The 13,647-nt window shown below is 49.2% G+C and carries 12 protein-coding genes; 5 read left to right on the top strand and 7 right to left on the bottom strand.

Annotated elements, in window-relative coordinates:
* Window positions 1-34 precede the first annotated feature (34 nt).
* Together kdsA and BLS44_RS04510 are read left to right on the top strand one after the other, a co-directional pair.
* Window positions 35-862: a 3-deoxy-8-phosphooctulonate synthase gene (kdsA, locus tag BLS44_RS04515; RefSeq protein ID WP_090388854.1), complete on the top strand. Its 828-nt coding sequence runs from the start codon at window positions 35-37 to the stop codon at window positions 860-862.
* Between the two features lie 11 nt (window positions 863-873).
* On the top strand, window positions 874-1,962 hold the full coding sequence (locus tag BLS44_RS04510; RefSeq protein ID WP_090388853.1) for a calcium:cation antiporter: 1,089 nt from the start codon (window positions 874-876) through the stop codon (window positions 1,960-1,962).
* Window positions 1,963-2,110: 148 nt separating this feature from the next.
* Here the strand turns inward: BLS44_RS04510 and BLS44_RS04505 are convergent, their stop codons facing one another.
* Complete coding sequence (locus BLS44_RS04505; RefSeq protein ID WP_090388852.1) at window positions 2,111-2,923, bottom strand: SDR family oxidoreductase; 813 nt, start codon at window positions 2,921-2,923, stop codon at window positions 2,111-2,113.
* 251 nt (window positions 2,924-3,174) lie between these two features.
* Between BLS44_RS04505 and BLS44_RS04500 the strand changes: the two genes are divergently transcribed.
* Window positions 3,175-4,185, top strand: coding sequence for a LacI family DNA-binding transcriptional regulator (locus BLS44_RS04500; protein WP_090388851.1), 1,011 nt, complete (start codon window positions 3,175-3,177; stop codon window positions 4,183-4,185).
* Between the two features lie 296 nt (window positions 4,186-4,481).
* Here BLS44_RS04500 and BLS44_RS04490 read toward each other — a convergent pair whose 3' ends face one another.
* The 6 genes from BLS44_RS04490 to BLS44_RS04465 form a co-directional block, all read right to left on the bottom strand.
* The gene (locus BLS44_RS04490; RefSeq protein WP_090388849.1) at window positions 4,482-5,126 is read right to left on the bottom strand and encodes a hypothetical protein; all 645 of its coding nucleotides are present in this window, start codon (window positions 5,124-5,126) and stop codon (window positions 4,482-4,484) included.
* A 92-nt stretch (window positions 5,127-5,218) separates the two neighbouring features.
* Complete coding sequence (locus BLS44_RS04485) at window positions 5,219-5,866, bottom strand: outer membrane lipoprotein periplasmic chaperone LolA1 (protein ID WP_090388848.1); 648 nt, start codon at window positions 5,864-5,866, stop codon at window positions 5,219-5,221.
* 98 nt (window positions 5,867-5,964) lie between these two features.
* Window positions 5,965-8,541: an FtsK/SpoIIIE family DNA translocase gene (locus tag BLS44_RS04480; protein ID WP_090388847.1), complete on the bottom strand. Its 2,577-nt coding sequence runs from the start codon at window positions 8,539-8,541 to the stop codon at window positions 5,965-5,967.
* A gap of 170 nt (window positions 8,542-8,711) precedes the next feature.
* Window positions 8,712-9,098, bottom strand: a complete 387-nt coding sequence (locus BLS44_RS04475; RefSeq protein ID WP_090388846.1) for a DUF423 domain-containing protein — start codon at window positions 9,096-9,098, stop codon at window positions 8,712-8,714.
* Complete coding sequence (locus tag BLS44_RS04470; RefSeq protein ID WP_090388845.1) at window positions 9,091-9,597, bottom strand: shikimate kinase; 507 nt, start codon at window positions 9,595-9,597, stop codon at window positions 9,091-9,093. Before BLS44_RS04470 ends, BLS44_RS04475 begins: the two co-directional genes overlap by 8 nt.
* Window positions 9,598-10,113: 516 nt before the next feature.
* The gene (locus tag BLS44_RS04465; protein ID WP_090388844.1) at window positions 10,114-11,298 is read right to left on the bottom strand and encodes an acyl-CoA dehydrogenase family protein; all 1,185 of its coding nucleotides are present in this window, start codon (window positions 11,296-11,298) and stop codon (window positions 10,114-10,116) included.
* A gap of 342 nt (window positions 11,299-11,640) precedes the next feature.
* Between BLS44_RS04465 and BLS44_RS04460 the strand changes: the two genes are divergently transcribed.
* Together BLS44_RS04460 and BLS44_RS04455 are read left to right on the top strand one after the other, a co-directional pair.
* Window positions 11,641-12,213: an RNA polymerase sigma factor gene (locus tag BLS44_RS04460; RefSeq protein ID WP_090388843.1), complete on the top strand. Its 573-nt coding sequence runs from the start codon at window positions 11,641-11,643 to the stop codon at window positions 12,211-12,213.
* 102 nt (window positions 12,214-12,315) lie between these two features.
* Complete coding sequence (locus BLS44_RS04455) at window positions 12,316-13,521, top strand: FecR family protein (protein ID WP_090388842.1); 1,206 nt, start codon at window positions 12,316-12,318, stop codon at window positions 13,519-13,521.
* Window positions 13,522-13,647: the final 126 nt, after the last annotated feature.

The following is a 13,647-nucleotide window of genomic DNA, read 5'->3' as shown; positions in this document are numbered from 1 at the left end:
GGTCAACTGCCCGTTACCGGTTATATTTGCACTTATGGAGCATTTTTTAACAGATCTTTTTGCCGGACAACAGTACGATCCCGGTCATTTTTTCCTGCTGGCAGGGCCCTGCGTGGTGGAGAGCGAGCCTTTGGTGATGGAAGTGGCCGAAAGGGTATCGGCCATCTGTAAAAACCTTGGGATACCCTACGTGTTCAAATCCTCTTACAGGAAGGCCAACCGTACCAGCGCCCATTCGTTTACCGGCATTGGCGATGAAACAGCGCTGAAGCTTTTAAAAGCAGTAAAAGACCGTTTTCATGTTCCTACTGTCAGCGATATCCACGCGCATGAAGAAGCCGCCATTGCTGCAGAATATGTAGACATGCTGCAGATACCTGCTTTTTTAAGCCGTCAGACCGACCTGCTGGAGGCTGCTGCTCAAACAGGAAAGGTCGTGAACATAAAAAAAGGGCAGTTCCTCAGCGGCCCCTCTATGAAATTTGCTGCCGATAAGGTAAAACAGGCCGGCAACGAAAAAGTGATCCTGACCGAGCGGGGGAACAGTTTTGGCTACCAGGACCTCGTGGTTGATTTCAGGAATATTCCCTGGATGAAGGAGCACCGGGTACCCGTGGTAATGGATTGTACGCATAGCCTGCAGCAGCCCAACCAGACCAGTGGCGTAACGGGCGGTAACCCGGAGCTGATCGGGACTATCGCAAAAGCAGCCATTGCCACCGGCGCCGACGGGCTTTTTATTGAAACCCATCCCAACCCGGCCGTTGCCAAAAGCGATGGGGCCAATATGCTGCAACTGGATCACCTGGAGCCCCTGCTGGAGCAGCTGGTCCGGATCCGCAAAGCCATTATTCCTGCTTAAACAAATAACGCATGAAGTTGAACCTGTCATTACCCATCTGGACGCTGCTGACGCCCGTTGTTGCCTGGATCGCCTATTTTACCATGGGCTCCATGACAGGAACGCTGCCCCTGATCCTGCTTTGTATTATACTCATCGCCGGGGTGCTGGCGGCCGTGCATCACGCTGAAGTGGTGGCACATCGCGTGGGAGAACCCTTTGGGACCATTATCCTTGCATTGGCCGTAACGGTTATCGAGGTTTCGCTCCTGGTATCGCTGATGTCGTCCGGGGGCGAGAACACCGCTACCCTGGCCCGGGATACCGTTTTTGCAGCGATCATGATCATCCTGACCTTTATTATCGGTATCTGTATCCTCATTGGCAGCGCCAAGTACCGGGAACAATTTGTTACCAAACATGCCGCCACATCGGCATTAGTGGCACTTACCGCCATCCTGGTACTGACCCTGGTACTCCCCAACTACACCGTTAGCCAGCCCGGTCCACAGTATACCCAGCCGCAGCTGATCTTTGCCGCCGTGGTAAGCCTCATCATTTATGCCAGTTTTATCATGATCCAGTCCATCCGGCACCGCGACTATTTTTTACCGGCCGATCCGGAGCGCAAGGAAAACGAAGACGCCCATGCGGCACCGCCCTCCAACAAAACTACTTTTACCAGCCTGGGGTTGCTCATCGCCAGCCTGGGAGCCGTGGTGCTGCTGGCAAAAATGCTTTCGCCGGCCATAGAAGCCGGGGTGGCCTCTATTGGGGCGCCTGCTTCGCTGGTAGGGATCATCATTGCAATGGTGGTTTTGCTGCCGGAATGTATTGCCGCCATACAGGCCGCCCGGAGGAACCGGCTGCAGACCAGTATGAACCTGGCCCTGGGGTCGGCGCTGGCCAGTATCGGTCTTACGATTCCCGCTGTAGCCATTTACACGCTGTTTAGCCACACACCCGTTTTGCTGGGGATCGATACCACATCGGTAGTGCTGCTGATCCTTTCGATCTTTACCGTAATGCTTTCCCTGGTAACCGGCAAAACCAACATCCTGTATGGTGTGGTATTGCTGGTCATTTTTGCCGCATACCTGTTCCTGACCATCTTTCCTTAAACACCGCTACCCTTTAAGGCAATGAAGTATTCGGAGTTGATGTTTCCCGCTGTGGCAGCTTTTTATTACAGGCTTATTAGTTGCAAAAATACCGGTCATTTATAAACCGGGCCGGTCTTATAAAGTGCCGTGTAACGCAGTGCAGGCACTATACCCCGCTAAAGATGGAAAATCCTCCATCCACATTGATTACTGTTCCGGTTACGAAACGGGACGCATCGCTGAGCAGCCAGATCAATGCCCCGTTTAGTTCCGGGGGGGTTCCCAGCCGCTTAAAAGGAGTATGCTGCACCACAGCAGCGCCGCGTTCGGTCATGCCGCCCTCCGGCGTGGTAAGCAGATCCCTGTTTTGCTCTGTAAGAAAAAAGCCGGGCGCAATGGCATTCATTCGCACAGCGTCGCCGTAGCGGTTGCCCAGCTCCATGGCAAACCATTTGGTATAGGCGTCTATGGCGCTTTTGGCAAGGCTGTACCCCAGCACCCGCGTGATGGCCCGCTGAGAAGCCATGGATGATATATTTACAATGCTGCCGCCGCCGTTCTCTGCGATCACTTTGCCAAAGACCTGCGTCGGCAATACCGTTCCCATCAAATTCAGATCCATCACCTGCCGCAAAGCGGCGATGTCCAGGTCAAACAGCCCCATATCTTTTTGTATGATGGCGTTCTTGATATTTCCTCCTGCAGCATTTACCAGCCCATCGATACGGCCAAACCGGTCCAGGATCTTATCCCTGCCGGCCGCCAGGTCATCCTCCTTTGTTACATCTGCAATGATCGAAAGCGCCTGCCCTCCCTTTGCGTTTACCTGTTCCTCCCGCTCTTTTGCTATCTTTTCATTTCTGCCTGCGATGACTACCGCCCCTCCGGCCGCTGCAATTCCTTCTACAAACGCCTTTCCCAGAATGCCCGTGGCACCTGTGATCACAATAACTTTCCCCTTAAGGTCAAACGTTGTCATACACCATTTATTTATATCGTAAAGATCAAAACCAGGCAAAAGTTAGTCCGCATTTTCTCTGGTATTGCAATAGATCCAAGTGGTTCAGCATCTTAAATCTGCACGAATATATCATTTTAAAAACCTGTTTTCAAAGATGGTTCCGGTAAAAGCCTGCTAATTCAGAATTACAACGTTTGAACAAAAAAACTTTATTTTGAAAATCACGTTTTTTTTAGAACATTTGATGAAATAGCCAGGGGGTAATTATTGTGAAAAAGGGCGTTACCATAAAAGACATTGCCATAAAACTCAACATGTCCGTTTCCACTGTTTCAAAAGCACTGAACAACAATTCCAGTATCAGTACTTTCACAAAAGAACGGGTGGTTAAACTGGCAAACGAGTGGAATTATATCCCCAATGAAGCGGCGCGGCACTTTAAACAAAGTAAATCCTTTACCCTGGGCCTGGTGATCCCGGACCTGATGGACCAGTTTTACATACAGGCCATTAACGGAGTAGAGGCGGTAGCCGGCCATAATAAATACCAGGTGATCGTAGCCCAGTCTCACGAAGACGCAGAAAAAGAAGCGCAGATCATCCAGAACCTTATCAGCAGCCGTGTAGACGGGGTGATCATTGCGATCTCAAAAAGTACAAAGAAAACAGAACTTTTTCAGCGGCTGGAGCAAACAGGCATACCGGTTGTCTTTTTATCGCGGTCGCTCAATGATTCGGCATTCGATGCCGTAGCTACAGATAATGAGAACGGAGCGGAGCTCGCAATTGACTATCTCGTTAAAAAACAGCATCGCCGCATTGCCCATCTTATGGGCCCCCGGGCCCTGCGCACCAGCCATCTCCGGCTCCAGGGATACCGTTGCGCACTCGAAAAGAGAGGGATCCCCTTTGATCCGGCATTGGTAAAGGAGATCGATTTTTCGGCACCGCAAACCAACAAGGTCATGAAGGCGTTGTTTGCGCTTCCCGACCCTCCTACCGCATTCTTTACATTCAAAAGCTATGTAAGCCTCGATGCCCTGCGTTTTATCAAAGACCGGTACCCGCAGCAATTACAGAAAGTGGATATCGTTGGTTTCGGCAACCTCCCGCTGATCCGGTACCTGGATCATAAGCCCAGTGCCTCTATCGACGAAAATTCTTTTGACATGGGCACTGCTGCAGCCCAGTTACTGCTAAAGCATATAGACAACCAGGAGGAGCAGGCATTGCCGGTTTCCACGGTGCGGATCCCCTGCAAGCTGATCGTGCATCATTAATAACCATATACGCCGTTTTTGTTGCCGTATTTTAAACATATATACCGGGCGGTACCCTTAAGTTGTGCGAACCCCGCAATGTTACATCTTATTTTAAAACGCCGCGAAACCCTCGGTGATGCCTGTCCGCCGGCACCAGGCAGGTCTTTGGGATGCCCCACGTACCCTCTTGCCACCACTATAGATAAGCGGATGCCAGCGCACTGACGCGGCTGCAAACAGGAAACGCGACAAGCAAAAACAGACTCAATTTCTTTATAACGATGCGCTTGTGAAGCCGCTCAAATTTGCGCATCTCAATTGGTAGTTTTGTTTCCTCTATGCCCGAAATAAGCATATCCATTCCCCGCATGATAATAAAAACGGCCACCTGACAATTGATCCATCAACATCTTGTGATGCTTCTTCAGGTCTATAAATTTATCAGCTATGGTTAATAATTCCTGGGCCTGCAGCCTGATGGGATTCTTTTCCCGGGGGCCGCTGCCAAGGGGCGCTATTGCATCAAAAGAACAGGTCCGCTCCGGCGTACCCGTTTTTATATGGAACGTTACGCCATCTTCATCCAAGAAACCGATACTGCGGCAGGCACTATCGCTTTGACAGTCTTTAATCGTTGCAATGCCCGCTTTCTCAAGTAGGTTCATAACCTGCCTGACCGTATCCGATGGAATATTTTTTGTTTTTAATATTTCTTTATTGCCCCCGGGACCAAAGCGATTCCAAAGTCGTTTAAGGCCATTGCCGGAAGTTGCCTTTCCTTTATAAAATACAGCCGTGTATGTACCCGCATACCGGGAGTTGCGGTATTCTGTTAAACAGATATCCTGTTGCCCGTAGCTTAAAGAGATTTTGTATGCCCGTACAATATCATCACCGGTCTGGGCACCGGCGATCCGACTATGTACTACAAAAAGGGTGAGCAATACCAGGCACTTCATCTTTAAATGTATTAGGTTGGGCTTCTAAAACCTTCCGCAAACCCATCCGCCAACAGGCAGGCTGCGCAGCCCCAACCCGCCAGCATACCCGATCAGCGAAGGTCTACCACTTCAACACCGGGATACTTTGCCTGGTCAAAAGAAAATTGTGCATCCGCAAGTGGCGGGTTCGCTTTCAGGCTACCTACGCTGTACACCGTTCTGTTGCCATTCTTTTCCACAATAGTAGCGCTGGCGATGGTCTTGGCGGCTTTATCCACTGCAAGATATAGGCGGCTAAAGGCCTTGTTCTTATCAATCGGCTGCATAATAATAATGTGCACCGGCTTGCCTGCCACCTTGGAATCATTGCCCATTACATACATAAAGTCCTTGCTGTAAAAATCGGTAAACAACTTCTGCGGAGTGATCGTGCTCTCCGATTTATTGGCATTGTTCACGGTCACCTCTTTACTGGAGGGATCGTAGTTCCATACGGTTTTACCATCGCTGAAGATCTTATTATTGCCGAAACTGATGTTGAACTTATCGCCCTTCATGTTGATGGTCCCGTTTTTCTTTGCCATTACCTTACCCTGGGCATTCTGACTGGCATAAGCAAAGGTTGCTGTTACTGTCTGATAGGACTTAAACTTTTCACTTGCCGCATCCAGGATGGCTTTTGCCTTTGGATCTCTTTGTTGTGCAAATGAAAAAAGCCCCATAAAAAGCAAAGCAGTGCCTATACATAATTTCTTCATACGATATTTTCTTAGAATTTGTTTACGAATTTTATATTTTATCTTTTAGACGACAAGATTGATACCGGGTTGCGGCGTTTAACATTTTTTAACAGATCTTAGCCCAGCATATCCAGGTGCTGCTGCAGCTCCATCTCTGTTTTGATGAGCACTTCCCTTGCCTTACTTCCCTGGTTGGGGCCCACAATACCCGCCTGTTCCAGCTGATCCATCAGACGGCCGGCCCGGTTGTATCCAAGCTTCATGCGGCGCTGCAGCAATGAAGTAGACCCGATCTGGTTGGCTACGATAAGGCGGGCCGCATCTTCAAACAGCGAATCCCGGTCATCCAGGTCAAAGTCGCCGCTTTCCAGGTCCTTTTCATCAATATATTCCGGCAGCAGGAAGGGCTGCGGATACCCTTCCTGGTAGGCAATAAAGTCAACCACCTTGTCTACCTCCGGCGTGTCAACAAACGCGCATTGAAGCCTTGAGATCTCACCGTTCAGACTAATCAGCATATCTCCCTTCCCGATCAGCTGGTCTGCGCCACCCGCATCCAGGATGGTACGGCTGTCGATCTTACTGCTTACCTTAAAGGCAATACGGGCAGGGAAGTTGGCTTTAATGATACCGGTAATGATATTTACAGACGGGCGCTGGGTGGCAATGATCAGGTGGATACCGATGGCTCGGGCCAGCTGCGCCAGCCGGGCGATGGGCATTTCCACCTCCTTACCGGCGGTCATAATAAGATCCGCAAACTCATCCACCACCAGCACAATAAAAGGAAGGAACTGGTGGCCCTTTTCCGGGTTGAGCTTACGCGCCGTGAATTTGGCATTATACTCTTTAATATTCCGGCAACCGGCATCTTTTAACAGGTCGTAACGGTTATCCATCTCAATACACAGGGCATTGAGGGTATTGATCACTTTTTTTGTATCCGTGATAATGGCATCTTCTTCATTGGGCAGGCGCGCCAGGAAGTGATTTACGATCTGGCTGTAAACACTCAACTCTACTTTTTTGGGATCGACCAGTACAAATTTTAATTGTGACGGGTGTTTACTGTATAGCAATGATACCAGGATGGCATTGATCCCAACGGATTTACCCTGGCCCGTAGCCCCTGCCATCAGCAGGTGCGGCATAGTGGCCAGGTCTACAATAAAGTTTTCATTATCGATCCTTTTTCCCAGTGCGATCGGCAGTGAAAAATGGCTGTTGCTGAATTTATCGGAAGCCAGCAAAGTTTTCATGCTAACGATGGTCTTACGGGCATTGGGTACCTCTATACCGATGGTTCCCCGCCCGGGGATGGGTGCAATGATCCGGATGCCCAGCGCCGACAAGCTCAGCGCTATATCATCCTCCAGGTTTTTGATCTTGGAGATACGGACTCCGGCCGCCGGAACAATTTCATAAAGGGTTACCGTAGGGCCAACCGTAGCGCTTATTTTTTGTATCTCGATATCATAGTTAGCCAGGGTTTTGATGATCTGGTTCTTATTATTTTCCAGCTCCGCCGGGTCCTGTACCACCCGTTCACTGCCATGTGATTCTAACAGATCGGGCGAGGGCTTTTTATAATGTTTCAGATCCAGTGTGGGTTCATATGCTTTACCCTTTTCTGCCGGCGCCGTTGCAGCTGCCGTAGCGGGTGCAGGGGCTATGGGGCCGGAATTGATCTCCAGTTTGAGATCATCTTCCGATACAGGTTTCACCGGTTTAGCCGGTTTGCTGGCTACCGGCAATTCCAGTTCCTGCGCATCCCCTTCTACCGGGGTTTCTTTTGTTTCGGCCGGTAAGGGCTTCCGGGCCTCCGGCTTCAGCACAGTGATCCGCTCATACCCGGCCTCTTCCTCTTTTGCCTGCACTACAGGTTCTTTGTTGATGAGCTTAATATCGTATTTATTTTTTTCAGCGCCGGTATCGATCACCAGTTTGGCTCCATTCATTTCGGGAACCTCAACACGCTTCTTTTCCGCTACCGCATCCTCCGCAATTGCCGGGGCTTCTTCATCTGCCGAACCGGTATCTCCTGCCAGCGGCCGCTTCAGCTTTTTGGGAAAATTAAAGGCGGGGTTAAACTGCCAGATGAAATATGCGATCACGATCAGCGCCAATACGGCACCGGCCCCGATCATGCCCAGGGAACCGGTAAGCCAGCCTGCGATCATATTGCCAACGCCACCACCCCAGCGGAACTCCTCATTGGGTAAGAGATAGGATAGAATGGCAGATACCACCAGCATTCCCAGGGTAACATACTTCAGGTTACGCCAAACAGAAAACACCCTGCGCCTCCACAAAAGGTTTACGCCCACTACAAAAAAGAAGGTACAAACAAGGATAGCCGCCACCCCGAATAACCGGTAAATAAAATAATGCGCGGTCAGCGCTCCCAGCTTTCCGAGCAGGTTCAGGATCTTAACATCGGGATCCCAGAGGATCTCACTTCCACGGGAGATCTGTGTATAATCCTGTCTCCAGGTAAAAAAATAGGAAATAAAGGAAATGATCAAAAAAAAGGAGATCAGCAGAAAGGTCGTTCCGGCAATTTTCCAGGTGCGTTCGTCTTTGGCCAACTCTTTCAGCTGAACTTTTTCTTCCTTTTCAACTTTCCAGGTACCTGTCGTATTCTTATTCCGCGCTATTGGTTTTTTATTCTTCGGTTTACTCTTAGTCGCCATAAGAGCAAAGATACTATTACTGTTGAAAGAATGGAGATTCGGGAATTGAGAATTAAGACATCAGTTTTCGGCCTTCAGCGATAAGCCGGCCCTGTTCAACACCATTTACCAGGTATCAAACCGGAAGCCAATATCATACCGGCAGCCACCAGCCCCCACTATACTTCTAACTATTTGCTATTAAGCACACTAAGCACAAAAAATACCCACCCTGCAATAAAGAACAATCCGCCTATGGGGGTAAGGATGCCTACACCGCCAAGACCTACCTTGCCCGTGGCTTTCAGGGCGGCAAGTGCATAAAGCGAACCTGAAAAAAGGATGATCCCCATCAGGAAAGCGGCCCCCGCCCAGGTCATAAATTTTACGGGATATTTCTCAAGAAGAATGGCGATAAAAATCAATGCAATGGCATGGTACATCTGGTACTGCACCCCTGTTTGAAAAGTGGGGACCGAATCCGGTGCTATTTCCTTTAACTTATGGGCACCAAACGCACCCAATATAACCCCCAGGCCCGATAAAACAGCGCCTGACAAAAGAAAGAATCTATGCATTGATGATCTTTTTTACAAATTCCTCCGGCCCGATATGGCAGTCGTCCACTTTCAGTTTCGCCTGGTCATAGTAGATACGCCGGTCGTTGTTCTTTTTAACAATGTAGGCCCGCAATTGTTCATCATCGAGGTCCTTTAACAACGGGCGGTGGGCTTTTTGCTGCCGCAGCCTCCCCAGCAGGATATCAAAAGGGGTATTCAGCCAAACGGTGGTCCCGTGCTGGTTCATATAATCAATATTATTAAAATAGCAGGGTGCACCGCCGCCGCAGGAAAGCAGGAGGCCGGGATGACTGTCCGTGATCATATACAGGATCTCTTTTTCCTTCATCCGGAAATACTCCTCCCCGTCCTCCTCAAAGATCCGGGTGATGGGCCTCCCTTCCGATGCTACAATGAGGTCATCCAGGTCATAAAAAGGCAGCTCCAGCTTTTTGCTGAGAATCTTTCCCCAATGTGTTTTTCCGGCACCCATAAAACCGATCAGGTATACACGCATAACGGCAGTAAATTCTAAATGTCAAATACTAAATATTAAAATTCCGAATTTCAATATAGCTCCTGGCAAATATCCGGTATTCGGGGGGGATTGTGAAATGTTTTGGGGGAGATGTTTTTTGTGAGACGTTGTTGGTGAGATGTTGTTAGTGAGACGTTTTTTGTAATGTTGTTAGTGAGATGTTGTTGGTGCCCTAAAACCCGGAATAAATACCACTATAATAAAGCGCCCTATTCCAGGACCTGATGTTACGAGCTCCTATGTTTGCTTAAAGTTTAAGGTTCAACGCTAAATCCGTTTAATGTGGTTGAACATTCTTGAATGTATTTGAATATTGTTTAAGATGACGCTGATAACTGACTCCTGGTGACTCCTGTGTTTGTTCCTCGTTTGTTATTTGAAGCTTTTGGTTGGATTCCATTCTTATACCTGGTGTTTCCTGAATTTGTTGGGGTTCAAATCCAAACTGAAAACATGACACCGACCGCTAACAACTGATAGCTGAAGACTGACGGCTTATTTAAACGCATTGATCCCGGTAATGTCCATGCCGGTAATGAGTAAATGAATGTCGTGGGTTCCCTCGTAGGTAATCACACTCTCCAGGTTCATCATATGCCGCATTACGGGGTATTCCCCGGTAATACCCATCCCGCCAAGGATCTGCCGGGCATCCCTGCAGATCTGTGTGGCAACGGCACAGGAATTCCTCTTGGCCATACTCACCTGCTGGGCGGAGGCTTTACCTTCATTCATTAACACGCCCAACCGCCAGTTGAGCAGCTGGGCCTTTGTGATCTCGGTGATCATCTCGGCCAGTTTTTTTTGCTGGAGCTGGAAAGCAGCTATTGGCTTTCCGAACTGACTCCGCTCCTTTGCATAGCGCAATGCCGTATCGTAACAATCCATAGCAGCGCCGATAACACCCCAGGCAATCCCGAAACGGGCTTTATTAAGACAGCTCAGCGGTCCCTTCATTCCCTGTACCCCGGGCAGGATATTTGTTTTAGGGATCCGCACATTATCAAAAACCAATTCGCCGGTAGCAGACGCTCTCAGGCTCCATTTATTATGCGTTGCCGGGGTGGAAAAGCCTTCCATACCTCTTTCAACAATGATTCCATATACTATGCCGGCCGGGTCCTTTGCCCAAACCACGGCTACCTGTGCAAAGGGTGCATTGCTGATCCACATTTTAGCGCCATTTAAAATAATATGGTCGCCCTCTTCCTCAAAACGGGTTGTCATACTGGAAGGGTCGCTGCCATGGTCCGGTTCCGTAAGCCCGAAACAGCCCAGCCACTCCCCACTGGCCAGGGGAGGCAGGAAGCGTTGTTTCTGCTCCTCGCTTCCATAGGCAAAAATGGGAAACATCACCAGCGATCCCTGCACCGATGCGGTAGAGCGTACACCACTGTCGCCCCTTTCCAGCTCCTGCATCATCAACCCGTAGCTGATATAATCCAATCCTCCACCGCCATATTGCACGGGTATGGTCGGGCCAAAACACCCCAACGCTCCCAACTGCTTTACAATATGCTCCGGGAAAGCCCCCTGCTGGGCATACTTTTCAATAACAGGTGTGATCTCTTTTTTTACATACGCGCGCACCGCATCGCGGATCATCCGATGCTCTTCGGTAAAAAGTGCATCCACTTCAAAATAATCCGGGCTTTGAAACAAATCAGCTTTTACAGGCATAAGAAAAGTTTGATGCGATCAAAGGTAGCAGATTTCCGAGCTATTGCCGCTGAACGGCCGGCGATCGGCCGCTGTCCGCAACCAGCTTTGGCTATGAGCTGCAAAGCCCCGGGGAGACCGGGGATTTCAAAGGGGTGCCTCAGCCGGCCCAGCAATAACCTTCAACAATTTTCAGCAGCCTTCAATTCTTTAGTGGTCAGCGAGAAGTGCTATGCATTGCCCCAGTAAATTTATCAGCGGGTAAAATTTCCCCCTACACGGTCCAGAACTTTGTGCTTATTTTAACTTTTTATTTATCTTTCGCCCGTTTACTAAATTCCATGGGTTATTCAAATCGATCATATGATATCACATGAATTGCTGAGGCTGGTTGCAGCCGGCGATGAAAGGTCCTTCCGTGTGTTATTTGAAGAATATAAAGACCGGTTTTATGCCGTTGCATTAAAAATGACTGCTTCTGATGTTATTGCAGAAGAAATGGTCCAGGATATCTTTATCAAAATATGGCAGAAAAGAGCAGAGCTGGCAACGATTGAGCATCTGGATGCCTATTTCTTTACCACCCTTTACCGCCAGGTGTACAAATATTATAAAAAGCTGGCATTGGACCGTAAACTGCTGAAACTGATCGCCGAATCGCCCCGTTTTCATAATATCACCGAGGAAACACTGTTGCTGCGTGAGAGCGAAAGGCTTATTAATGAAGCCGTAACCAAATTGCCGCAGCAACAGCAAAAGGTATTCCGGCTATCCCGGCAGGACGGTTTTTCCCGGGAACAGATAGCCGAACAGCTGCATATATCCCCTAATACCGTGCGCAACCACCTTGCAGATGCCACCCGGTTTATCCGGACTTATTTAGACAAGGCTGCCCTTGTTTATATGTTGATGATTTTCAACAATATAGGAAAATAATAAAAAAAATTTAAGAACCGGGTAGTACAAGATCGTTTTCCAGGGATCTTTTATAGATCCTTGTTAAAGACGGTTCACAAACTGCTTTTCAATTTGAATTGTATGCCATTATCCAAAGAGCGGATCATTTATTTACTGGATGCCTATACGGCTCAAAAAGCTACTTCACAGGAAGAAGAGGAACTTTTGGAGTGGTTGCAGCACTCGCAGGAGGATGTCGTATTGAAGGACTATGTGCAAAAACTCTGGAACGGGCATACTCTCGACCAGACATTTGACCAGGTAAACTGGGACAGGATATTTGATACGGTCATTTCCCCGGGCGGGGCCGCGCCGGCAGCTCCCCGGGGCAGGCGCCTGTTGATGCACTGGCGGGGGGTGGCTGCAGCCGTTGCTATCCTGGCGATATTGTCAACCGGTTTTTATTTTGCCTTTTTTAAAAAAGACACAGGTCCGCAGCCGGTCGCCCTGCTTCATGATGTAAAAGCGCCCCAAACAAACCGGGCAACCCTTACCCTTTCAAACGGGCAACAGGTTTACCTGGATAGTTTGACCAAAGGAGCCCTTGTTAACCAGGGCGGTGTGCATGTGCTCAAGCTCGCCGATGGCAGGATCATTTATAAAGGCGCCGCTTCCGAAGTGCTCTATAACACACTGACCAACCCCCGCGGCAGCAAAGTGATCGATATGATCCTGAGCGATGGCACACATATATGGCTCAACTCAGGATCTTCCATCCGCTATCCGGCGGCCTTTGTAGGCAATGAAAGAAAAGTTTCGATTACCGGGGAGGCCTATTTTGAGGTAGCGCATGATCCGGAGAAGCCTTTTAAAGTAGTGCTCCCGTCCTTCAGCGGGGTGCAGGGCGGCGAAATAACGGTATTGGGCACCCACTTTAATGTGAACGCCTACGATGATGAAAACGCGATCCGGACCACGCTTCTGGAAGGAAGTGTGCTTCTGAACCTTCCTTCCTCATCGCCGGTAAAACCGGCCGCGCGGTTACGGCCCGGCCAGCAGGCCCGGATCACCGATAACCTGGTTATTTCCAATAATTCAAACCTGGAGGAAGTGATGGCCTGGAAAAATGACCGGTTTGACTTTGGGGAAAAAACCGATATCGAAACCCTTATGCGGCAGCTGGCAAGATGGTATGATATAGATGTGCATTATGCCGGAAAGATCACTGCACATTTCGGCGGCTCTATATCAAGGCAGGTAAATGTGTCCGGGGTGCTGAAGCTTTTAGAGGCCACCGGTGGCGCAAAATTCAGGATAGAAGGAAAAACAGTAACGATTATGCCCTGATCATCACTTTCAATTGACTAAAAATAAATGACCGGTGGCGCGGCAACGCCCCGGTCGTTAAGAGGTTAACTTTTTACCCGTCCCGGCTTGGAGGCATGGGCGGTAAACAACAATCAATAATGACTG

Origin of the sequence: Niabella drilacis (assembly GCF_900101395.1) — a bacterium.
Taxonomy (GTDB): domain Bacteria; phylum Bacteroidota; class Bacteroidia; order Chitinophagales; family Chitinophagaceae; genus Niabella; species Niabella drilacis.
Note: the sequence above shows the minus strand (reverse complement) of the source record. Positions and strands in the feature narration are given on the sequence as shown.

What these genes read in the sequence shown, in the direction of transcription:
- BLS44_RS04470 (WP_090388845.1), bottom strand. Translation starts at nt 9,597, where the DNA reads ATGCGTGTATACCTGATCGGTTTTATGGGTGCCGGAAAAACACATTGG.
- BLS44_RS04465 (WP_090388844.1), bottom strand. Translation starts at nt 11,298, where the DNA reads ATGCCTGTAAAAGCTGATTTGTTTCAAAGCCCGGATTATTTTGAAGTG.
- BLS44_RS04510 (WP_090388853.1), top strand. Translation starts at nt 874, where the DNA reads ATGAAGTTGAACCTGTCATTACCCATCTGGACGCTGCTGACGCCCGTT.
- BLS44_RS04480 (WP_090388847.1), bottom strand. Translation starts at nt 8,541, where the DNA reads ATGGCGACTAAGAGTAAACCGAAGAATAAAAAACCAATAGCGCGGAAT.
- BLS44_RS04505 (WP_090388852.1), bottom strand. Translation starts at nt 2,923, where the DNA reads ATGACAACGTTTGACCTTAAGGGGAAAGTTATTGTGATCACAGGTGCC.
- BLS44_RS04475 (WP_090388846.1), bottom strand. Translation starts at nt 9,098, where the DNA reads ATGCATAGATTCTTTCTTTTGTCAGGCGCTGTTTTATCGGGCCTGGGG.
- kdsA (WP_090388854.1), top strand. Translation starts at nt 35, where the DNA reads ATGGAGCATTTTTTAACAGATCTTTTTGCCGGACAACAGTACGATCCC.
- BLS44_RS04490 (WP_090388849.1), bottom strand. Translation starts at nt 5,126, where the DNA reads ATGAAGTGCCTGGTATTGCTCACCCTTTTTGTAGTACATAGTCGGATC.
- BLS44_RS04485 (WP_090388848.1), bottom strand. Translation starts at nt 5,866, where the DNA reads ATGAAGAAATTATGTATAGGCACTGCTTTGCTTTTTATGGGGCTTTTT.
- BLS44_RS04455 (WP_090388842.1), top strand. Translation starts at nt 12,316, where the DNA reads ATGCCATTATCCAAAGAGCGGATCATTTATTTACTGGATGCCTATACG.
- BLS44_RS04460 (WP_090388843.1), top strand. Translation starts at nt 11,641, where the DNA reads ATGATATCACATGAATTGCTGAGGCTGGTTGCAGCCGGCGATGAAAGG.